Here is a 22,011-nt window from a genome sequence, read left to right as displayed (position 1 = left end):
TCTGCACGAAGTGAGACACGGCGCGCCCATCAGCAGGACTCAGAAGAAGCCCATGGCCCCATCGGCATACGACACCAGCAGGTTCTTCGTCTGCTGGTAGTGGTCGAGCATCTTCAGGTGGTTCTCGCGGCCGATGCCCGACTGCTTGTACCCGCCGAACGCGGCGTGCGCGGGGTACTGGTGGTAGGTGTTCGTCCACACACGCCCGGCTTCGATGGCGCGGCCGGCACGGTAGGCGGTGTCGCCACTGCGGCTCCACACACCGGCGCCGAGGCCGTAGAGGGTGTCGTTGGCGATCGAGATCGCGTCGTCGAAGTCGTCGAACGAGGTCACCGACAGGACGGGGCCGAAGATCTCCTCCTGGAAGATGCGCATGTCGTTCGTGCCCTCGAAAACGGTCGGCGCCATGTAGTAGCCGTCCGTCAGGTCGCCGCCGAGATCGACGCGTTCGCCACCCGTCAGCAGCTTCGCTCCGCCCGCTTTGCCGATGTCGATGTACGACAGGATCTTCTCGAGCTGGTCGTTCGACGCCTGTGCTCCGATCATCGTCTCGGGGTCGAGCGGATTGCCCTGACGCACCTTCTTCACGCGCTCGAGGCCGTCACCGAGGAATTGGTCGTAGATCGACCGCTGGATGAGCGAGCGCGACGGACACGTGCACACCTCGCCCTGATTCAGCGCGAACATCGTGAAGCCCTCGAGCGCCTTGTCGTAGTACGCGTCGTCGCTGCGCAGGGCGACGTCTTCGAAAAACACGTTCGGGCTCTTGCCGCCGAGTTCGAGCGTCACGGGGATGAGGTTCTGCGAGGCGTACTGCATGATCAGACGCCCCGTGGTGGTCTCACCGGTGAACGCGATCTTGCGGATGCGCTTGTGCTGCGCCAGCGGTGCCCCCGCCTCGATGCCGAAGCCGTTCACGATGTTCACGACGCCCGCCGGCAGCAGGTCGCCGATGATGTCGAACAGGAACAGCAGCGATGCCGGGGTCTGCTCGGCCGGCTTGATCACGACGCAGTTGCCCGCGGCGAGCGCCGGCGCCAGCTTCCAGGCGGCCATGAGGATGGGGAAGTTCCACGGGATGATCTGCCCGACCACACCGAGCGGTTCGTTGAAGTGGTAGGCCACAGTGTTCTCGTCGAGCTGGCTGAGCGAGCCCTCCTGGGCCCGCAGCACGCCCGCGAAGTAGCGGAAGTGGTCGACGGTCAGCGGGATGTCGGCGGCGAGCGTCTCGCGCACCGGCTTGCCGTTCTCCCACGTCTCGGCGACGGCGATCTTCTCGAGGTTCTCTTCGATGCGGTCGGCGATCTTGTTCAGGATAACGCTGCGCTCGGCGGGAGTGGTCTTCTTCCACGACGCGAACGCCTTCCAGCCGGCCTCGACCGCGCGGTCGATGTCGTGCGCGTCGCCGCGACCGACCTCGCAGAACGGCTTGCCGGTGACCGGGGTGATGTTCTCGAAGTACTCGCCGCTGTGCGGTTCGACCCATTCGCCGCCGATGTAGTGCCCGTACCGCGAGCGGTACTCGGCGACGGCTCCGCGGGTTCCGGGAGCGGCGTAGACGCTCGAGACGCCTTCTTCGACGATGGTCATGCGTGTCTCCTTCGACGGTCATGAGTCGCCGCGACGGCTTCGGGCGGCGATGCGCCGACGCTACGCCGGGGGAGGTTGCATCCGGTTGCACCCGGGACGCACGCGCGGGCGGACGGCGGCGTAGCCGTCCCAACGAGACCGCACCCGTTTGCCGAGACCGCACCCGATTGGCGGCGAACGCATGCGTCCTCGTCAAAAGGATGCGGTTCCGATCACCCGCCGTCCGTCCGCCGCCCGGGGTGGGCACGCGCGGCGAGCGAACGCCACCGGGTCCGACGCGGGGACCGCGGCCCCCACACGCACCGACGACGGATGCCACGACCCCGAGGCCGTGGCATCCGTTCAGCGCGGGAGACTACGCGTCGGCGTCAGCCAGCACCGACCGGAGCGGCGGAACATTGACCTCGTGCAGGTCGACGCCGTCGAGGCGCTCGATGCTCTGCACGCGCGGGGCGATGACGCGATCGTCGGCGACGATCCAGCTGCCGACCAGCAGGAACCGGTCGTTGCCGGCCGTGATCGGTCCGGTGAGCGCGAAGGTCTGGTGCGTAGGAGTGAGGAACGTCACGCGGACGGGCGTGCCGTGGGGGAGGGTCGAGGGATCGACGACATCGGCACCCAGGGCGGCCTCGGGCTGCTCGATGCCCACGTCGATGCGCTGGATCTCGGAGCTCGTGGCGAGGATGACATCACCGACGAGCGGCTGACCGCCCACGCCGATGCGCACGGTGCCCTCGAGGGCGTAGAGGCCGTAGCGGGGGGAGCGGACGATGACCCGGGCGATATCGCCGGCCTTCACCTCGGCGAGGGCCTCGCGAATGCGCCCCACGTCGCGACGGGCGCGAGCTGCCGAGAAGATGTCGAGCGTTTCTTCGTCCATATGTTCAGCGTAACGAGGGGTTCCGACATCGGGAACGCCCGCGGCCCATCGCCGGGCGAACACCCGGCGAACAGGGCCCGCTCACGCCCGCTCGAGACGCTCCAGCCGCGCGACGAGCCCCGAGCGCTTGGGGGAACGCGGGGGGAGCATGCCCAGGCACAGCCGCAGCACCTCCTCGTCGTCGCACGCCTCGGCGGTCTCGGCGTAGGCGAGCAGCACGTCGACGCTCGCCTCGGCGATGAGCGCTTCGCGCAGCGCCGAGCGCACCGACTCGCGCACCTCGATGACCCCCGGTGCGTCCGACTCCGGCAGCACCGAACCCGCGTACGCGGCCAACGCCACCCGGCGCGCCCCGCGATCGAGCAGCGACAGCACGTGCTGCGCGTCGGTCTCGAGATCCTCCAGCAGGCGATAGGGGCGGGATGCCGGAACCAGACGCGACGCGACGGGGACGAGCGCGCGGCGCAACCGCACCATCTCGGGCCGCAGCGTCTCGACGGCGGGGTGGCCGTAGACCGCTTCGCTCAGCGCCTCGGCCGACAGCCCTTCCCGGTGCACGGCGAGGAGCAGCAGGATCTCGGCGTGCCGGGCGCTGAGTTCCCGCACCGCCCCATCCACCTCCAGCAGCGCGCGATCGCGACCCAGGATGCGCAGCAACGCGCGCGACGGCACCGCCCGCTTCGGCGCGGGTGGATGCTGCGCGCGCAGCCGCGCGACGAGGATCTCGCTCTCGATCGCGCGGGCCGTGGCATCCACCAGCAGTTGAGCCTGGGGCGTCACGGCCTCGGGCCCGCCCGTGACGTCGATCACACCGATCAGACGCCGCGTCTCGGGATCGTGCACGGGAGCCGCGGTGCACGACCACGGCTGCACGAGGCGGTTGAAGTGCTCGGCGCCGCGGATCTGCACCGACCGGTCCAGGGTGAGCGCCGTTCCCGGGGCCGAGGTGCCCACCGCGTCTTCCGCCCAGTTCGCGCCCGCGACGAAACCCATGTCGCCGGTGAGCGTGCGGATGTGCCGGTCGCCCTCGACCCACAGCAGGCGCCCGGCGGCATCTCCGACGGCGACCACGACGCCCGATTCCTCGGCCGTGCCGGGCAGCAGGAGCGACCTCACCATGTCCATCACCCCCGCCAACGGGTGGGCGCGACGGTAGGCCTCGAGCTCGTCGCTGGCGAGTTCGAGCGAGGGAAGCCCCTCGGGTCCGACCAGCGATGCCAGCGACCGCCGCCACGAGTCCTGCACGAGGGGCCGCACGTCGTCGAGGCGTCGATCCTCGTTGCCGGCGAGCATCTCGTCGTGGGCGCGCGCGATCAGCAGTCCCGAGGTCTCGGGGGAGATGGCCGGTCGCGACCAGGAAGAGGACACAGGACTCCCATCGGCGGTGACGGAGGTGGGTCTCAGTGTAGGTCGACGGCCGTGTCGAGGGGAGGGGTCGGGCGTCAACCCCCGCCCACGATCCCGGTGCGCACGCGCACGGTGGGAGAAACGAAGGAGAGGGATGCCATGAAGGCAGTGCAGTATCGCGAGATCGGCAAAGGCCCCGAGGTCGTCGAGATCGAGGAACCCCACGCGGGTCCGGGCCAGGTGCGACTCAAGGTCACGGCCGCGGGGCTGTGCCATTCCGACTGGTTCGTGATGGACCTCCCCGAAGAGCAGTACACCTACGGCCTCCCGCTCACGCTCGGCCACGAGGGCGCCGGCATCGTCGACGAGCTCGGCGAAGGAGTCGAGAGCGTCGAGGTCGGCGCGGCCTACGCGATCTACGGACCGTGGGGCTGCGGTCGGTGCCACGCCTGCGCGAAGGGCGCCGAGAACTACTGCCCGTATGCCGCCGAGATGGGCATCACCCCTCCGGGGCTCGGAAGCCCGGGAGCCATGGCGGAGTACGTCATCGTCGACGATCCGCGTCACCTCGCGCCCCTCGGCGACCTCGATCCCGTCGAGACCGTGTCGCTGACCGACGCGGGTCTCACCCCGTACCACGCGATCGTGTCGGCGAAAGAGAAGCTGTACCCCGGCGCCGTGGCCGTGGTGATCGGCGTCGGCGGCCTGGGACACGTCGGAGTGCAGATCCTCCGCGCGATCTCGCAGGCCACCGTCATCGCCGTCGACATCGGCGAGGACAAGCTCGCCCTCGCCCGCGAGGTCGGCGCCCACCACACGGTCGCCTCCGACGCTCAGGCGGCCACCCGCATCCGGGAGCTGACGAACGGCCTCGGCGCGGCGGCGGTGTTCGACTTCGTCGGAGTGCAGCCCACGATCGACCTCGCGCGCGAGGTCGCGGCGATCGACAGCTTCATCCACATCGTGGGTATCGGTGGCGGCATCCTCCCCGCCGGTTTCTTCTCCACACCGATGGGAGCCGCCGTCCGCGCGCCGTACTGGGGCACGCGCAGCGAGCTGATCGAGGTGCTCGACCTCGCCCGTAGTGGCGCGGTCGGCGTGCACGTCGAGCGCTACGGCTTCGACGGCGCGGTCGAGGCGTACGCCAAGCTGCACCGGGGCGAGGTGCGCGGCCGCGCGGTCGTCGTTCCCTGATCACGGCGCCGCGGGGGTGGCATCCGGACCATGGATGCCACGCCCGCGGCGTTCCCGCAGGGGGAGCGTCACGCCGGGTCGGTGCCTATCCCCGCGCCGCCCACCACTGCCGCAAGCGCTTCTCGGCCTCGTCTTCGCCGAGCACGCCCTCGTCGAGGCGCAGCTCGAGCAGGAACCGGTAGGCCTCGCCCACCTCACGACCGGGCTTCACCCCCAGCACCTCTTGAATGCGGTTGCCGTCGAGCTCGGGGCGGATCGCGTCGATCTGCTCCTGCTCGCGCAGCGCCGAGATGCGGCTCTCGATGTCGTCGTACGCGGATGCCAGGCGATGGGCCTTGCGCTTGTTGCGCGTGGTCACGTCGGCCCGCGTGAGGATGTGCAGGCGTTCGAGCTCGTCGCCGGCGTCGCGCACGTAGCGTCGGACCGCGGAGTCGGTCCAGGCGCCCTCGGCGTAGCCGAAGAACCGCAGGTGCAGTTCGACCAGACGCGACACGACGGTCGTGGTGTTCGCGTCGAAGCGCAGCGCCTGCAGACGCTTGCGGGCCAGGCGTGCGCCCTTGATGTCGTGGTGGTGGAAGGTCACGCCGCCGCCCGGCTCCAGGCGCCGCGTCGCGGGCTTGCCGATGTCGTGCAGCAGCGCCGCGAGACGCAGCGGCACATCGGGGGCGGCATCCGGATGCCGTTCCTTCTCGAGCGCGATGGCTTGGCGTAGCACGGTGAGCGAGTGCTCGTAGACGTCTTTGTGGTGGTGGTGCTCATCGACCTCGAGGCGCAGCGCCGGTACCTCGGGCAGGAACTCGTCGATCAGGCCGGTCTCGACCAGCACCCGGATACCGCGGACGGGGTCGTCGGTCTGGAGCAGCCGCACGAGCTCCGCCTGCACGCGCTCGGGGCTGACGATCTGCAGCGAGGCGCGCAGCTCGACGATGGCGGCGAGCGTGTCGGGGTCGAGGGTGAACTCGAGCTGCGACGCGAATCGGGCTCCGCGCAGCATGCGCAGGGGGTCGTCGCCGAAGCTCACCGCGGGATCGATGGGGGTGCGCAGGCGCTGGGCCAGCAGGTCTTCGACGCCGCCCGTCGGGTCGACGAGGGTGCGGGCGGGAACCCGCAGCGCCATGGCGTTGACCGTGAAGTCGCGGCGGTTGAGATCGGCCTCGAGCGTGTCACCGAACTCGACGGTGGGCTTGCGGGTGACGCCGTCGTAGCTGTCGGCCCGGTAGGTCGTGATCTCGACCTGCTCACCCCTGACCCGGGCGCCGATCGTGCCGAAGGCCCGACCGACGTCCCACTGCACCGACGACACCGGCTTCACCAGGGCGAGGATCTCGTCGGGACGCGCGTCGGTGGTGAAGTCGAAGTCGTGGGTGATCCGGCCCAGCAACGCGTCGCGGACGGGTCCCCCGACCAGGGCCAGGTCGCGACCGGCGTCGGCGAAGACGCGGGCGAGAGTTGCGACCACGGGGTGGGCCGCCAGCTCCTCCAGGCGCGCGAGACCGTCGACCATGTTCAGCATGCCTTCGAGCCTATCCGGGGCCGCCGACAGCCACCGCAGACGTGCTCCGCGCCAGACGCGAGGGCCGACGGCACCCTGTCCGCAGACACCGGCGGGCGTCAGTCGTCGGCGAAGTCCACGAACCCGGTCACCAGCAACTCGCGCACACGCGGGAGCAGGTCGGCGCGGAGGGCCTCGGCATCCACCTCGAGCAGCTGCGCGATCGCGTCGACGAGCACGCCCACCGACAGATCGCCGTCGCACGCGCCCACGAGCGCCGCCAACGCGGGGTCGACCTCGAGCGCGCGCGCGAAGCCCCCGCCCTGGCGCAGCTCGATGACCGAGGGGTCCTCTTCACCCGGTCGGTGGTGCCGGGCCTCGGTCACGTCGGGGGCGACGCGCAGCACGCTGTCGGCCAGGCTCTCGTCGTCGAGCAGCGCCGCGCGATCGTGCGCGGCGAGGCAGGCGGCCAGGTGCGACCCGAACCACGCCTCGCCGCCGCCGTCGACCCGCTCGAAGCGGGCGAGCGTGGGGGCTCCGGCGAGGGGCTTGCGCACGAGCACGTAGCCGAAACCGATGCCGGTCACCCCCCGCTCGGCGAAGTCGTCGAGCCAGGCGTCGATCAGCCGCGCGTACGCGGGGGTGCCGGCGACGGTACCGCCATCGCGCACCCACAGTTCGGCGTAGGCGAGCGGATCGAGCACCTGCCGCTCGACGACCCAGGCGTCCATCGACGTTCCGATCCAGTCGCGCACCCGATCGAGTCCCGACTCGCCCTCGCGGTACTCCCAGTTGCCGAGTGACTGCGCGACACCGCCGGGGGACAGGTGCGCGCCCACGCCGCCGATGACCGACGCGACGAGCGCGTCGCCCTCGAGACCACCGTCGCGGTATTCATACGCCGGAACACCGGCCACGCGGGGAGTGATGACGAACGGGGGATTGGAGGCCACGCGGTCGAACGTCTCGCCGGCGACGGGTTCGAAGAGCGAGCCGTGCCGCGTCTCGATGCCGTCGACGTCGTTGAGCAGGGCGTTCAGCCGGGTGAACCGCAGCGCGCGCTCCGAGATGTCGGTCGCGACGACGTGGTCGACCAGACGGCGCAACCGCAGGGCCTGGATGCCGCACCCCGTGCCGAGATCGAGGGCGGTGTGCGCGCGACGCGTGAGCTGCAGCCGCGCGAGGGTCTCGGAGGCGCCCCCCACCCCGAGCACGTGGTTCTCGGGGAGCGGGCCCTCGAGCGCCGACTCGTCGAGATCGCTCGCGATCCACCATTCGACGTCGCCCTGGTCGTCGGAGAACCCCTGCGGGCGCAGCATCACCGCCGGGGTGACCGCATCGCCCGACACCTCGATGAGCCCCAGAGTCACGGCTCCGTCGACGCGCAGCGCGGGCAGCGCCGCCTCCACGTCGCCGCGTGCCACGGGCAGTCCCAGACCCCAGAGGCGTCCCAGCACGGCCAACGCGTCACCCCGGTCGCCCAGCGCGCGCGTGGCGGGGCGACGCAGGCCGCGGGCGAGAGCGTCGTCGGCTTGGGCACCCCACGCGTCTCTCAGTGCAGCGCTGGCGAAGCCCGCCGCGCGGAGGTCGTCGGCGAGGGCGCGGCACAGCAGGGCGTCGGGTTCGGGGAGCACCGGTCCATTCAACCGTCTGCGCGGGGCTATCGGGGGGCTCCGAGGTGCGCGGGCCTAGACTCGACGCGGTGCGAGGCCCCCTCGTTCCACCGACGCTCGTATGAACGTGACCTCCCAGCCTCCGGGCTCACCCGTGCCGCGGCGCTCCCTCACGCGCCGGCTGCTGGCGACCCTCGCCGCCGGCGCCCTGGCGTTCGGACTCGCGGTCCCGGCGATGCCCGCCGCGGCTGCCGCACCGAGCCCCTCGCCGTCGGCCTCGACGACGCCGGCCGTCCTGTCGGCCGCACCCGTCGCCAACGGCATCCTGCGCCCCGGAGAGGCGCTGACGGTCGCCGTGACCCTGGCGGCGGGTTCCGGGGCGGCCGTCGCGACCCCCGTCGGCCTGCAGCTGGGAACGGCGCCCCTGAGCGACGACGCGGCCCTCGAGCGCTGGCTCGGCGGCGACACCACCGGAGTCACCCTGCAGCAGGTCGCCACCGGATCGATGGATGCCACCGCCTCCGGCGCCCAGACCACCACGGCGCTGTCGGTACCGGCGACCGACGCCGCGCTGGCCGGACGCGCGGCGGGGGTCTACCCGGTGCGCGTGACGGCCGACGGCGCGGGTCTGCGCACCCCGACCGTGGTCGTCGTTCCGAACGACGCGGGCGCGCAGACACCCGTCGCCCTCGTCGTTCCCATCACGGCCGCACCGATGACCCGGGGGCTGCTGAGCGCGAGCGAACTGGCGGAGCTCACCGCGGTCGACGGCGCTCTCTCGGCCCAACTCGATGCGGTCGACGGAACCGGGGCGACCCTCGCGGTCGATCCCGCCATCCCCGCAGCGATCCGGGTTCTCGGCTCGGCCGCACCCCCCACCGCCGTGGCCTGGCTGCAGCGTCTGCTGGCGCTGCCCAACAACCGCTTCGCGCTGCAGTTCGGTGACGCCGACATCGCGGCGCAGTTGCGAGCCGGCCTCACCGCCCCCCTCTCGCCTACGTCGCTGCAGTCGTACATGGCGGCCGCCGACTTCACCCAGCCCGCGCCCGCCGTCTCGGCGGTGTCGACGCCCGATCCGTCGACATCGGCGACGCCGGGCCAGCCGTCCTACCCGTCGCTGACGTCGCTGCTCGACATCGGTTCCGCCACCCCGAACGTCTTCTGGCCCGCGACCGGGTCGGCCGGCGCCGACACCGTCACCGCCCTCGGTGCCCTGGGGAGCGCCGATCAGCCCGCCCACGTGCTGGTGCCGTCGACCAGCGTGGTCGGGGGCGCACGTCAGGCCGCCGCCGCCGTGGCAGGCGTATCCACCCCCGTCTACGACGCCGAGGTCTCGCGTGCTCTCGCCGACGCCGCCGGACAGAACGACACGACCCGACGGGGGTCGGCGCTCGCGGCCGCGCAGGCCTACCTCGCCCTGGCTCGCGCGACCACCGGTGATCAGCCCGTCCTCGCCATCCTCGACCGCGGCACCGACCGCTCGCGCGTGAGTCTCCGCGCGACCCTGGGCCTCGTCGCGACGGCGCCGGGGTACAGCAGCTCCACGCTCGCCGCGGTGTCGACGATCCCGGCATCCGAGATCACCCTCGCCGACGCGACGGTCGATACCGCCCGCGTCACCGACGTCGCCGATCTGCTCGCCGACGAGCAGGTCATCGACCGTTTCGCGACGATCCTCGACCAGCCCGAGCTGCTCACCGGCCGCGAGCGCGCCGAAGTCCTCCAGGTGACGAACGTGTCGTGGACGGGGGATGCCGCCCGCAAGGCCGTCTCGGACCACCGCGCCGCGACGCGTACGACGCTCGATTCCGTCGGCATCCTGTCGTCGGACTTCCGACTCGTGAGTTCCAGCGCGCCGCTGCGGCCGTGGGTGCGCAACGACCTGCCCTGGCCCGTCACGGTCGTGATGGCCGTGGACCCCAACGACGTGCGGCTCCGCGTGCAGCCGCGCACGACCGTCAACGCTCAGGCCTCGGCCAACACGCGCGTCGAGGTCCCCGTCGAGGCACGCATCGCCAACGGCGAGGTCAGCGTCGCCCTGCAGCTCTACAGCCCCACCGGAGAAGCCGTGGGCTCGCCGCAGGTGGTCGACGTCGAGGTGCGGGCCGAGTGGGAGAGCATCGGCCTCATCGTCATCATCCTGCTGATCGTGGCGTTCCTGAGTCTCGGCGTCGTGCGCACCATCGCCCGTCGCCGTCGAACGCGCACCGAGGGCGACGAGACTCCGGATGCCGAGCCCCCGGCCGACGGCAGCATCGTGCGCAAGAGCCCGGATGCCGATGGGCGCAGCCCGGCATCGGACGACAGTGCCCCCGACACCGACGACGACGGCACCGAGCCGCTGTCATCCGACTTCACCGAGGAGAACCGCCCGTGAGCAGTATCGGACGGGCGAGTGTGCTCATCGGAGCGGGGACCATCGCGTCGCGCCTGACCGGTCTGCTGCGCACCATCGTGCTGGTCGCAGCCATCGGTTCGATCGGTGGCGCGGGTGACGCCTTCGCCGTCGCGAACCAGCTGCCCAACAACATCTACGCGATCATCTCGACGGGTCTGCTGACCGCCGTGGTCGTCCCGCAGATCGTCAAGGCGGCCGCGCACGCCGACGGCGGCCAGGCATTCATCTCCAAGCTCTTCACGCTGGGCACGGTGGGCCTGCTGGGGGCCACGGCGCTCGCCATGGTCGCCGCGCCCCTGTTGGTGCAGGTGTACGCGAGCAAGTTCACCGACGATCAGCTGGCACTGTCGACCGCCTTCGCCTACTGGTGCCTTCCGCAGGTGTTCTTCTACGGTCTGTACGCACTGCTGGGCGAGATCCTGAACGCCCGGCGCGTGTTCGGGCCGTACACGTGGGCGCCGATCGTCAACAACGTCATCTCGATCGCCGGCTTCGGCGTCTTCATCCTGATCTTCAGCGGCCCTCAGGATCGCGTCGCCGCGTGGACGCCCTCGATGATCGCGACACTCGCCGGCACCGCCACCGCCGGCATCGTCGTGCAGACCCTGGTGCTGCTGTTCTTCTGGCGGCGCGCGGGGCTCACGCTGCGGCCCGACTTCCAGTGGAAGGGCGTGGGCCTGCGCCACATCGGGCGTCTCGCGGGCTGGACCTTCCTGATGGTCGTGGCGGGTCAGCTCGCCGGCATCGTGCAATCCAACGTGCTCTCGGGCGCCTCGGGGAACGACCCCGCCATCTTCGTCTCTCAGAACGCGTGGCTGCTGTTCATGCTCCCGTATTCGATCATCGTGCTGTCGATCGGAACGCCGTACTTCACCCAGCTCAGCGAGCACGCGGCCGCGGGTCGCCACGACCAGGTGCGCGCGGACATCTCGCGCAGCATCCGCACGCTCGGCTTCTTCATCGTCGCGTCGGCCGCGGCCCTCGCCGTCGCGGCGGTTCCGGCCAGCCGCATCTTCACCAAGAACGCCGAACAGGCCGTCGCTGCGGCACCGGTGCTGCTGTGCTTCCTGGTCTGCCTCGTGCCCCTCGCCGTGCTATTCGTCGTACAGCGCACCTTCTACGCGTACAACGACACGCGCACACCCTTCTTCTTCACGCTCCTCCAGTGCGCCCTCGTGGCCGGCGGCGCGGTCCTCGCCAGTGCCGTTCTCGGTCGGGGCGAGCTGGCGGCGGGTGTGGCCCTGACCCAGTCCATCGCCAGCGTCGTGCAGGTCGTCGTCGCCACCGTGCTGCTGCACCGTCGCCTGTCGGGCATCGGAACGGCATCGTGGCTGCTCGCCCTCGGCAGGTTCGCGTTGGCCGCTGTTCCGGCAGCGGCCGCCGGGTACGGCGTGCTGCTGCTGCTCGGTGGCACGGACGGGTGGACGACCAGCAGTGCCCTCGCGGGAGCGGCAGGTGCCGCCATCGTCGGCTCCGTCGTGCTCGCCGTGTACCTCGGCATCCTGGCGCTCTTCCGCACCCCCGAGCTCGCGCCGGCGCTCACCCTGGGCCGTCGCTTCCTCCCCCACCGCTAGCCCCGGGTTCCCGGAATATCCCGGGGCTACCATGGGTTTCATCCGACGGAATCAACGAAGGGAACGCGCTACCGTGCGTCACGTCATCATCATCGGATCGGGCCCCGCCGGCTACACCGCCGCCATCTACGCCGCCCGAGCCAACCTCGAGCCCCTCGTCGTCGCGAGTTCCGTCGAAGCCGGCGGCGACCTCATGAACACGACCGAGGTCGAGAACTTCCCCGGCTTCCCCGACGGCATCCAGGGTCCTGACCTCATGGCCAAGATGCAGGCGCAGGCCGAACGCTTCGGAGCGCAGGTGTTGTACGACGACGTCGTGTCGCTCCAGCTCGACGGCCCCGTCAAGACCGTCACGCTCGGCAGCGGCAAGGTCGAAGAGGCTATCTCGGTCATCTACGCCACCGGCTCCGCGTACCGCAAGCTCGGACTCGAGGGCGAAGAGCGCCTCTCCGGCCGCGGCGTCTCGTGGTGCGCCACGTGCGACGGCTTCTTCTTCCGTGACCGCACCATCGCCGTCGTCGGCGGCGGCGACTCGGCCATGGAAGAGGCGAACTTCCTCACCAAGTTCGCGTCGAAGGTCTACATCATCCACCGCAAGGACTCGCTGCGGGCGTCGAAGATCATGCAGGAGCGTGCTTTCGCGAACCCCAAGATCGAGTTCATCTGGAACTCCGCGGTCGACGAGATCCTGGGCGACGACGCCGTGAACGGTGTGCGCCTGCGCTCGACGGTGGACGACACCGTGAGCGAGCTCCCCCTCGACGGTCTGTTCGTCGCCATCGGCAACGACCCCCGCACCCACCTCGTGCACGACAAGCTGCAGCTCACCGACCAGGGCACCATCTGGGTCGACGGCCGTTCCTCGCGCACGTCGGTCGAGGGTGTCTTCGCCGCCGGCGACGTCATCGACCCGACCTACCGCCAGGCCATCACGGCCGCCGGCAGCGGTACCGTCGCTGCCCTCGACGTGGAACACTTCCTCGCCGCCCGCGGTGAGGCCGGCGAGCCCGCGGTCGCGGAGAGCCCCATCGAGGGCCTTCCCGACGCCGCTGTCGTCTGAGGAACAAAAGAACGCTCACCAGCGTTTTCATTCACTGAAGCTTCCATCTAAGGAGATATGCAATGACTGCCAAGGCGACGACCTCCGCAACGTTCGAGCAGGACGTCCTGCAGGCTGACGGACCCGTTCTCGTGGACTTCTGGGCCGAGTGGTGCGGACCGTGTCGCATGGTCGCCCCCGTCCTCGACGAGATCCAGAACGAGAACTCGGGCAAGATCACGATCCTCAAGCTCAACGTCGACGAGAACCCCGACCTCGCGATGAAGTACCAGATCACCTCCATCCCCGCGATGAAGGTCTTCCAGGGCGGTGAGGTCAAGACGACCATCATCGGTGCGAAGCCCAAGTACGCACTCGAGCAGGACCTCGCGCCGTTCCTCGGCTGAGTCCCCGCGATCATCGAATCCCCGGCGCCACGGCGTCGGGGATTCGTCGTTTTCGGAAGGGACAGCCCTGCCGAGGTGCCCATATGTCGAGAGAGGGATGCCGGTACGCCACCGCCGCTCGACGGAACACGGTCGGTGCCCGACGCAAAGCGGTGCCGGCTTCGCCGGTGCCGGGGGTCTCCCGCCGTCAGGAGGCGTCGAGTCGAGCGCTGGCGTCCCACACACGGTGCGACTCTTCTTCGCCCAGGATGCGCCACACAGCCCGCGTCAGAGCCGGATAGTCGAGGGCGATCTGACGGAGTACACGGTAGTTGCGGGCGCGATTGGGGCGAACGCCACCGTTCTCTGTGATGTTCTCGGCCCGCAGAGTGAGGACCACGAGTTCATCCACGTTCGGCAGGTCCTCCATGAAGTCCCAGGGATCTTCGCCGCCCCGCAGGCGTTCGTGAATCAGCACCGCGAGTTCGTCGGACGCCTCGGCACGCAGCAGCTCCAGGCTGGCACGACGGCGAGGGTTTTGGTCGTTCGAAGTCACCCATCCAGGTTACGTCGAGCCACCGACACCGGGATCGTCTGGCGCCCGGGTGTGCACAAGTGTGCGCACCTGTGGGGTCGGTCTCAGCCCGTGTACCCGTCTTCACCCAGGGTCGCCAGGATTCTGTTCAGATCCTGAATCGAGGCGAAATCTATGCTGATCTGGCCTTTTTTCGCGGTGAGAGAGACGCGGACCTTTGTGTCGAACCGATCGCCCAAACGCTCGGCGACCTCGTCGAGGCCAGCACGACGCGAGCCTGCCTGCGGTTTCTGCCGCACCGGCGCCACCCCGGGCATCTTCGCCGCGGCTTCGGCCGCGCGCACAGACAGATCCTCGTTCACGATCTTGTCGGCGAGCTTCTGCATCTCACGCGGGTCGTCGAGCGACAGGATGGCGCGGGCGTGTCCGGCACTCAGGACTCCGGCCGCCACTCGCTGCTGAACGGGGACGGGCAGCTTCAACAGGCGGATCGTATTGCTGATCTGCGGGCGCGACCGCCCGATCCTCGTGGCGAGTTCCTCCTGAGTGATCCCGAAATCCTCGAGCAGCTGCTGGTAGGCCGACGCCTCTTCCAACGGATTCAGTTGGGAACGGTGAAGGTTCTCGAGCAGAGCATCACGCAGCAGGTACTCGTCTTCGGTCTCTCGGACCACCGCGGGGATGGTGTCGAGGCCCGCCTCGCGAGACGCTCGGGTGCGGCGCTCGCCCATGATGAGCTCATAGGTGCCGTCGCCCTTGTCCCGGACCACGACGGGCTGCAGCACGCCGAACTCGCGCACCGAGTGGACGAGCTCAGCGAGATCGTCGGAGTCGAAGTGCGTGCGCGGTTGACGCGGGTTGGGAACGATCAACTTGGGGTCGATGTGCACGAGCCGCGCGCCCGGGACCGTGACGAGACCATCTGCCTCGGCAGATGCGTCAGTCTTCTCCGCGGACTCCGCCTTCGACGAACTCGACGCACCGGGGAAGAAGACGTCGACCGGACGGGACTCCGACGGCTCTGCGGTGGGAATGAGGGCGCCGATACCGCGACCCAGACCGGTTCTCTTCGCCATCAGGAATCCTTCTTCGTGGTGTCGCGCGCGACGATCTCGACCGCCGCCTCACGGTAAGCGATGGCCCCCGCTGATTGGCCATCGTACGCGATGACCGTCTGACCGAAGCTCGGCGCCTCGGAGACGCGCACCGATCGGGGAATCACCGTGTCGAGGACCTCGTGGGTGAAATGCGAACGCACTTCTTCGGCGACCTGCTGAGCGAGACGCGTACGGCCGTCGTACATCGTCAGCAGGATCGTCGAGACGTGGAGCGAAGGATTGAGGTGCTTCTGAATCATCTGCACGCTGCCCAGAAGCTGACTCAGGCCCTCGAGCGCGTAGTACTCGCACTGAATGGGGATCATGACCTCATCGGCGGCAGTGAACGCGTTGATGGTCAGCAGGCCCAGGGACGGCGGGCAGTCGATGATGACGAAGTCGAGGTGGTTGTCGTCGATCGCGAGGTAGTCGCGGAGAGCTCCGCGCAGTCGGTGCTCCCGAGCAACCTGCGAAACAAGCTCGATCTCAGCACCGGCGAGGTGAATGGTGCTCGGTGCGCACAGAAGATTCGGTGACTCCGGGCTGGTCTGCACGATGTCGGCGAGCGGGAAGTCGTCGATGAGAACGTCATACACACTCGGCGTCTCAGCGTTGTGAGCGACTCCCAAAGCGGTCGACGCATTGCCCTGCGGATCGAGATCGATCACGAGGACGCGAGCCCCGATCGACACAAGAGCGGCGGCCACGTTTACCGCGGTCGTTGTCTTCCCTACGCCGCCCTTCTGGTTCGAGACGGTGAAGACGCGAGTGCGTCCCGACAGCTCCACCTCTCGCGAGTCAAGGGCGCGACGTCGCGCGGAAAGATCAGCGATCTCACGAGCGATGGGGGAGTCCTCGAAGGAAGAGGACGCAGATGCCCCATCGGACTGTTTCACGTGAAACACCTCTCCGTTGCCGAACTTGCTCAGTCTACTCGCGCCATCCCCGGATACCCGGGCGGCACCGTCATTTGTGCAACCCACACCGCTCGACGGGGTTAAGCCGGTCCACCTTTCTCCACGGGCGGCTATCCTCGCGCCGCGATCACGATGAGCGTCCATCGCTCCGTCCTTGGGTGACACCCGAGCCTTCCTGCTGTGTTCTGTGTGGCGGGATCATGGGGCACGACGTGTCGGCTGAAGAGGCGAGCTGTCCACACAACTCGCTGCGGGCAACTTTGAGCGGACGACTCCCACGACGCGTGAGGTGTCTGCCCGACCGGCTTCAGGGAGCGGAGGGTTAACAGTGCAGGCACCTGGCGATACGATCCGCCGACACTAACGGCTCTCGTCTCGCAACGGAATCCATGCTCGCCGGTTCACGCGGGGTTGCTTTTTGCACTGCGTGGCTACGCCTGACCGGAGAATCGCGCGTGGCATCTGAGACCGCGGACCGATGTGTTTCACGTGAAACATCAGCTTTTGCCACTGTCGGGAAGTGAGTGCCCGCCTCGGTCTCATCGGCAGGCCGCTGGTGAGTGAGTGGCTACCAAATCGTGAACCCGGTCCCGCGATCTCGTCCCCACCGGGTTCGACAGGACCGCGAGCATGATCCGAGGGGAGTGCGGCGCGGCGCCGGGAGCGCCGTGTCGTAACGATGGCGACAGGCAGCGGTGTGACTCAAGGCGTGGCACGCATGCGGGACCGTTTCACGTGAAACATCTCACCCCGTCCATACGAACCCGAGATTGCGGCAATAGGGAGGCTCCCGCGCGCTTGCAGTTTGCTCGAGACTACCCAGGTCCCCGTCGACTCGCTCCGAACGGGGATGTTCATCCCGGCGCAGCGTCCAGCCGAGACCGCTCTGCGCGCGTTCGATCGCTCAGTGTTTAACGTGGAACATCGCACAGCCTGGCGCGTGCGCATGATTCACTCGGTTCCCTTCCCATCCGGACCTCGACTGCTGGGGAGGAAGCCTTCCTATTCGGCACCATCGTCCGATTTCAGGACACCTCAGTCAGTCGACAATCGTCGCGCCCCGCTGCCCGCCGGAGCGAGAGCCTCCAATGGGCGATTGCCGCCCGTCGGCTGGACTGCGGCACGCATCTGTGGGCAACCAAGCCGGTGCATCATGAGGCTCGTCTCTCCGTTCTGGGCACTGGTGTCCAGGACGGCGCCGATCGTGGTCCGCCGATGCGCCTTCCCTGAGCAGTCCGGCGCCCCACGCGAGCGCATCCTCCGGTTCGCTCACAGCCTGCGCGACGATCTCCGGCCATTGTGTGCGAGTCGACGCCGGTCACTTGGGGAGGCAGCGAACTGGGGTAATCGTCCACCATCGGGGGAGTGGGGCCCGTCCTTCACGTCATCCCCGACGCGCACGAAGCAGGTTCGCACGGAGCGCGCCCAGAGCACTCTGATGCAGCGGACACGTACAGCGTCCGCGAGCTCGGCGGTCACCGGTCAAGCCGCGTTGCCGGTGAGTCCCCGATCGACGCTCAGACAGCATCTGAAGTCCGGCCCGCTCCAGCATGGCGATGGCCAAGGCGCATCACGACGCGATCCCTGTCGTAGACGGGCGCGGAAAGGCGGGGCTATCTGTGCGCCGCTCACTGCTGCGATGCGGCGGATCTATCGGCTGGCTATATGCGCGATGTTTCACGTGAAACAGGGACTGTCATTTCAACGCCCCGGACTTCGGCGTCATGCCCGTGGACCTGGACCTGACGCCTCGCCAAGTGGCCAAGACTTCCTCGGATCGGAGGGGGCCCAGCACTGGACACCCGCGGTGCTCGTGGGGGCTCGAGACAGACTTATCGATGTCGGAAAGGTGAACGGCCTTGCCGGCATCTGGCCCCGGGATCTCGGGCGCCGCTACTCCCGAAGTGACGTCACTTCGGTGCTTTCACGTTCTCGAGCCGAAGAACTACGGCACTGGCTCACCACCCTCACGCATGACCTGGCCGAGCCGCGGCGACGCGACCCGCACAGCCACTCGCGCGCTCTCCTGTCTGCGCGAATCGCGGGGTAGTTGCGGCGCAGCAAAGCGCGGGTGCCTCAGCGTGTCGGACGACGCCACTCTCTGAGCCGCCCAGAAGCCGGAGTACGCCGCGACCGTCTCTCGATCCATGCAGGGGAGCAACCACTGGAGCGGGGGGGTACGGCGTCGTCCGACCCTCCCAGTGCGCTGTCCAGCCACGGATGCGGCAGCCAGTGCGCATGAGAGTGCTCCCGAGCGCCCTGGGCGCGGCTGCGACAACACACTTCGCCTCGCGATGTATCTCCCTGCACGACATGGGTCCGGCACGAAAGAGGTCCCGGCGCGACGTCCGCCCCCGCACGTCGCGCGGCCCAGCACATCGCATCAGCCGGCACACACGACCGGCACGGTGGCTGCAGGGGATGGCACGTTCTCGCCAGGCCGAGCCTCAGTTGCCCGGAATGGCACGCGTCCGGATGCGACTACCTCGGTGTGGCCTTCCGTGCACCGTCAGCTCCACGCCCAGCTCTCCACGCAGCGGGGCGACCTTTACACGAGACGCCGAGTGGGTCTGCGGGGCGCGCGTCGGCCTAGTGTGCACCGTTCGGCCGGCACCGGGTTGGTCGATGACGGCCGCGGTCAGTGAGCCCGCGACCGTGAGGAGATCCCGTCCTCATCCGAATCAGGCGCCGTGACCACGTCGCCAGTCCATGGGAGACATCCCAATCACCACCCACCCTCCCGTCACGCCGATGCCTCCGGCGAGAAGGCTTGTTGGGCGAACGACTGGTTGGGACCAGGGCTGTAGGCGAGGCAGGCTAGGCCCCCGCCGGCTGACCGATTCATATCTGGGCGCGGCAGGTCAGGGCACCGCTATCGCTCATTGAGTAGGCGTCCCACGTCCCACGAGAGGTGTCGCGCGGAGATCAGGCCGCACGCACTTGCGCCGTCCGCACTGGTCTAGACATGCGGGAGGTTTAAGACACCCCGCTGGAACCAACGTCTTGGGAAGAGACAACCGAAAGGCCAGCCCCACACCGACCGATCAGCATGTCGGCCCGAAGCCACTACCCAGCCCCACGGGAAGCGCCTGGGCTGCGCAGGAATGGGCGGGGGAGCGGCCCGACCATCGATTCACTGCCGCGATTCCGCGCCCGCGAGAAGAGAGCTAGGCAACGTGCTCATGCGGGAACAGCCCCGCACCGACGTTCTCTCCTGCCACCCTCTCGACCTGAACTTCAATGTTTCACGTGAAACACACACGGGCCGGTCTAACAGCAAGCCGGAGAGTCGGGATGTTTCACGTGGAACGCGAGAGCGACACCGCCTATCCGCGCCTGCTGCTCACCTCTCGCTGACCCACCAAGCCCTTTGCAAGCGCACGCCGCCACAGGGGCTCCGACGAGGCAGATCACGTCACCGATCGCTACTGTGCTCCATGTCTCGCAGGACGGTCGTTGTGCTCTGGCCGCGCCGAACGATTCAGATGGTCACAACCGAGTTCTCCGCGCCACTCCGAGACACGGTGCACATCACTGGCTCAGGCCCACACCCCAGTCAGGGGAGCGTCGAACACCGACTTGCGGCTCACGGCCAGACCTCCCCGGGCCCCACCCACGACGACCGCGTCGAGCTGGCTCCACAGCCCGTAGCCGCCACCTCACGATCGTCACCGTGCATCACGGGATCCCACCCATCGTGGGGCACGTTCACATGTGCAGGATCATTGGGGCAGCGAGAGGCTCGAACAAATCCGCCTACGATCGTGAAACCGCGAACACCGTGGCGTGCGCAGCGACATCCGGACCAGACCCGGACCCCGCTTCGTGCGGGTCATGACAACGGCCCCACGTTCTCGCAACTGGTCAGCACGTTCCTGACCCGTGCGCGAACTGCACCAGGGCATTCGCCCGAGCCACCATCACGCTTCGTAGCAGCGAGAACGGTCGACGCCTCCGAACTCCACGCACACGGCAGACGCGCTTCGTAAGGTCTCGTTGTCTCGCCCGCGCAGCAGATCCATCCCAGTCCGCGGATCCTCAGATCGAGACGGTGCCCTGTTGCATCTCACCGTCGACGAGACTCGCTTCCCACGGGCCTCGTCGCAAGCTCACCGAAGAGGACGACCATGGCCGCAGAGCCCTCGCCGTAACTCGGGATCGACCGCATCCCCCACCGCACGACGTTCCGCCCACGCGAACCGGTCGTGCGAGCGACGGCGGACGTGACGTGGTGAACAATGTCGGCGAACGCAGACGCAATGGTGACTCGTCTGGCATCCAGAAGAAGACGCGTCCCTCACGAGGCGCACGATGGATGCAAATGGACGCTCCACGCGCATCCCATCTGACAGAAATCATGCGGCGCGAGATGCGTCAGATGCACCCGTCCTTGCCGACCTCATCGTCGCCCAGAGGACCATCGCGCCGCCCACCTTCCTTCCTTCACCCATAACTGTATTCATATGGATATATATCGGAGGGGTGGTGTGAACGCGGACTACCGCAAGATGTCTCGGTACAGCCGCAGCCCTGGCCCATCGTGCGTGGGCACGCACCGAAGACAGTCCCTGGCGCTGCCTGAGACCAAGCCACACCGACACCGCGAGGAAAATGCGCACACCCGCGTCAGCGTCGTCGAGGACGACGCCGTATCCGCCCATCGCTCCATACCCGCCACGGGCGCACACCATCCGCGCTGCATCCACCGCGGCGCGGAAGCACCCGCCGCGCACGCCCACACGCTCGTGCGTGGACTCTCAGCGGCGTCTGCAGCCCCTCAGAGCCTCCACGAACGCTAGCGCGAGACGGTGGCCAAGAAGACACGCGTGGGCTCGTCGAGCACACCCTCGCCCACGACCTCGACCGAGACGTCTGTGAGGCCGAGCTTACGAACCTGCTTCGCTGCCGATTCGATCTCCGCTCCCACGCTGGCTCCCTTGAGGAATACGAGCCGCCCACCAGGGCGGACCAGGGGAGCGGTGAAGGGCAGGAGGGTGCGAAGCGCACTGACGGCTCGGGCGGTCACCACGTCGAAGATGCGCCCGCGGGCCCACTCTTCGGCGCGCATGCGCTCGACCGTCACGTTGTCGAGCTCCAGCTCGGCGACCTGCTCGGTCAACCACGCCGTACGGCGCTCCATCGGTTCGATGAGCGTCCATTCGACGTCGGGACGAGCGATGGCGAGCACGAGACCGGGAAGGCCGGCGCCCGAACCCACATCCACCGATCGCCCGGAGAAGTACGGCGCCGTGATCGCGCTGTTCAGGACGTGTCGGGTCCACAGCCGCGGAACTTCCTGGGGGCCGATGAGACCCCTCTCTTCGCCATGCTCGGCGAGAGCGGCGACGAACTGCCGCGCACGGTCGATGCGGTCGCCGAACAGCGCGACCGCTGCCGCCGGCTCAGGCTCGAGCTGTTCCGGCATCCTGATCAGCCGCGTCGCAGCACGGTGTGGCGGTCAGCGCCCTCACCGAACGACTCAGACGTGTAGCCGCGGTCCGCGGCGATGTCGTGCACCAACTTGCGCTCGTAGCTCGACATGGCCGGCAGGGATGCCTGTGTGGCACCCTCGTTGATCCGCTCGATCGCCAGGTCGACGAGGGCCTCGAGCTGGCGCTGACGCGCATCACGCGAGCCGCCGATGTCGAGGATGAGCCGAGAGAATCGGCCTGTCGAGTTCTGCACGGCCAGGCGCGTCAGCTCCTGCAGTGCCTGAACGGTGTCGGGGTGCGAAAGCGTCGAGAGGGCCTCCGCGTCGTCGGCCTCGACCGACACGTAGGCACGCCCCCCACGTACATCGAGGGCGAGGTCGCCCTCGATGTCGGCGATGTCGAGAAGTCCCTCGAGGTAGTCGGCAGCGATGTCGCCTTCTTGCTCGAGCTGCTCCTCGGTGGCGGCGGTCTGTTCGGGTGCGATCTGATCTGACGTCGTCATCGTGGTCTTTCGGGT

General features: G+C 68.7%; 15 protein-coding genes. 5 read left to right on the top strand and 10 right to left on the bottom strand.

The genetic code is table 11. From position 1 onward, the window contains the following. Positions 1-39: 39 nt before the first annotated feature. From exaC to ASG45_RS01590, 3 genes are all read right to left on the bottom strand, one after another. Positions 40-1,590: an acetaldehyde dehydrogenase ExaC gene (gene exaC, locus ASG45_RS01600; protein WP_055832360.1), complete on the bottom strand. Its 1,551-nt coding sequence runs from the start codon at positions 1,588-1,590 to the stop codon at positions 40-42. 355 nt (positions 1,591-1,945) lie between these two features. Then, complete coding sequence (locus ASG45_RS01595) at positions 1,946-2,470, bottom strand: hypothetical protein (RefSeq protein WP_055832358.1); 525 nt, start codon at positions 2,468-2,470, stop codon at positions 1,946-1,948. Between the two features lie 81 nt (positions 2,471-2,551). Beyond that, entirely contained in the window at positions 2,552-3,838 is a 1,287-nt protein-coding gene (locus ASG45_RS01590) for a GAF domain-containing protein (protein WP_055832356.1), read from the bottom strand. Positions 3,839-3,976: 138 nt separating this feature from the next. Here ASG45_RS01590 and ASG45_RS01585 point away from each other — a divergent pair, with 138 nt between their 5' ends. Beyond that, the gene (locus tag ASG45_RS01585) at positions 3,977-5,011 is read left to right on the top strand and encodes an alcohol dehydrogenase catalytic domain-containing protein (protein WP_055832354.1); all 1,035 of its coding nucleotides are present in this window, start codon (positions 3,977-3,979) and stop codon (positions 5,009-5,011) included. An 85-nt stretch (positions 5,012-5,096) separates the two neighbouring features. Here ASG45_RS01585 and ASG45_RS01580 read toward each other — a convergent pair whose 3' ends face one another. Together ASG45_RS01580 and ASG45_RS01575 are read right to left on the bottom strand one after the other, a co-directional pair. Continuing rightward, on the bottom strand, positions 5,097-6,524 hold the full coding sequence (locus ASG45_RS01580) for a CCA tRNA nucleotidyltransferase (protein WP_055832352.1): 1,428 nt from the start codon (positions 6,522-6,524) through the stop codon (positions 5,097-5,099). A gap of 98 nt (positions 6,525-6,622) precedes the next feature. Beyond that, positions 6,623-8,137, bottom strand: coding sequence for a DUF7059 domain-containing protein (locus tag ASG45_RS01575; protein ID WP_156459325.1), 1,515 nt, complete (start codon positions 8,135-8,137; stop codon positions 6,623-6,625). A 106-nt stretch (positions 8,138-8,243) separates the two neighbouring features. Here ASG45_RS01575 and ASG45_RS01570 point away from each other — a divergent pair, with 106 nt between their 5' ends. The 4 genes from ASG45_RS01570 to trxA all read left to right on the top strand — a co-directional run bounded on the left by ASG45_RS01570 (position 8,244) and on the right by trxA (position 13,534). Further along, positions 8,244-10,493 (top strand): DUF6049 family protein, encoded by a 2,250-nt coding sequence (locus tag ASG45_RS01570; protein ID WP_156459324.1) that lies wholly within the window; start codon positions 8,244-8,246, stop codon positions 10,491-10,493. Next, the gene (gene murJ, locus ASG45_RS01565; RefSeq protein ID WP_055832348.1) at positions 10,490-12,088 is read left to right on the top strand and encodes a murein biosynthesis integral membrane protein MurJ; all 1,599 of its coding nucleotides are present in this window, start codon (positions 10,490-10,492) and stop codon (positions 12,086-12,088) included. The genes ASG45_RS01570 and murJ overlap by 4 nt, the downstream gene beginning before the upstream one ends. A gap of 73 nt (positions 12,089-12,161) precedes the next feature. Beyond that, positions 12,162-13,148: a thioredoxin-disulfide reductase gene (gene trxB / locus ASG45_RS01560; RefSeq protein WP_055832346.1), complete on the top strand. Its 987-nt coding sequence runs from the start codon at positions 12,162-12,164 to the stop codon at positions 13,146-13,148. A 62-nt stretch (positions 13,149-13,210) separates the two neighbouring features. Continuing rightward, entirely contained in the window at positions 13,211-13,534 is a 324-nt protein-coding gene (trxA, locus tag ASG45_RS01555; protein ID WP_055832344.1) for a thioredoxin, read from the top strand. Between the two features lie 187 nt (positions 13,535-13,721). Here trxA and ASG45_RS01550 read toward each other — a convergent pair whose 3' ends face one another. From ASG45_RS01550 to ASG45_RS01530, 5 genes are all read right to left on the bottom strand, one after another. Then, a complete protein-coding gene (locus tag ASG45_RS01550) occupies positions 13,722-14,069 on the bottom strand; it encodes a hypothetical protein (RefSeq protein WP_055832342.1) in 348 nt (115 codons plus the stop codon). Positions 14,070-14,152: 83 nt separating this feature from the next. Further along, a complete protein-coding gene (locus tag ASG45_RS01545) occupies positions 14,153-15,124 on the bottom strand; it encodes a ParB/RepB/Spo0J family partition protein (protein WP_055832340.1) in 972 nt (323 codons plus the stop codon). Then, positions 15,124-16,050, bottom strand: a complete 927-nt coding sequence (locus ASG45_RS01540; protein ID WP_374754284.1) for a ParA family protein — start codon at positions 16,048-16,050, stop codon at positions 15,124-15,126. Before ASG45_RS01540 ends, ASG45_RS01545 begins: the two co-directional genes overlap by 1 nt. Positions 16,051-20,857: 4,807 nt before the next feature. Beyond that, positions 20,858-21,487: a 16S rRNA (guanine(527)-N(7))-methyltransferase RsmG gene (rsmG, locus tag ASG45_RS01535; protein ID WP_055832337.1), complete on the bottom strand. Its 630-nt coding sequence runs from the start codon at positions 21,485-21,487 to the stop codon at positions 20,858-20,860. A 5-nt stretch (positions 21,488-21,492) separates the two neighbouring features. Further along, positions 21,493-21,996 carry a Jag family protein gene (locus ASG45_RS01530; protein WP_055832334.1) on the bottom strand — a complete coding sequence of 168 codons (504 nt, stop codon included), beginning with the start codon at positions 21,994-21,996 and terminating at the stop codon, positions 21,493-21,495. Between the last annotated feature and the right edge of the window lie 15 nt (positions 21,997-22,011).

It is taken from the genome of Microbacterium sp. Leaf436, from assembly GCF_001424715.1.
In the GTDB taxonomy this organism is placed as follows: Bacteria; Actinomycetota; Actinomycetes; order Actinomycetales; family Microbacteriaceae; genus Microbacterium.
Note: the sequence above shows the minus strand (reverse complement) of the source record. Positions and strands in the feature narration are given on the sequence as shown.

Coding starts and splice junctions, on each gene's coding strand:
- exaC (WP_055832360.1), bottom strand. CDS start 1,590: ATGACCATCGTCGAAGAAGGCGTCTCGAGCGTCTACGCCGCTCCCGGA.
- ASG45_RS01595 (WP_055832358.1), bottom strand. CDS start 2,470: ATGGACGAAGAAACGCTCGACATCTTCTCGGCAGCTCGCGCCCGTCGC.
- ASG45_RS01585 (WP_055832354.1), top strand. CDS start 3,977: ATGAAGGCAGTGCAGTATCGCGAGATCGGCAAAGGCCCCGAGGTCGTC.
- ASG45_RS01580 (WP_055832352.1), bottom strand. CDS start 6,524: ATGCTGAACATGGTCGACGGTCTCGCGCGCCTGGAGGAGCTGGCGGCC.
- trxA (WP_055832344.1), top strand. CDS start 13,211: ATGACTGCCAAGGCGACGACCTCCGCAACGTTCGAGCAGGACGTCCTG.
- ASG45_RS01545 (WP_055832340.1), bottom strand. CDS start 15,124: ATGGCGAAGAGAACCGGTCTGGGTCGCGGTATCGGCGCCCTCATTCCC.
- rsmG (WP_055832337.1), bottom strand. CDS start 21,487: ATGCCGGAACAGCTCGAGCCTGAGCCGGCGGCAGCGGTCGCGCTGTTC.
- ASG45_RS01530 (WP_055832334.1), bottom strand. CDS start 21,996: ATGACGACGTCAGATCAGATCGCACCCGAACAGACCGCCGCCACCGAG.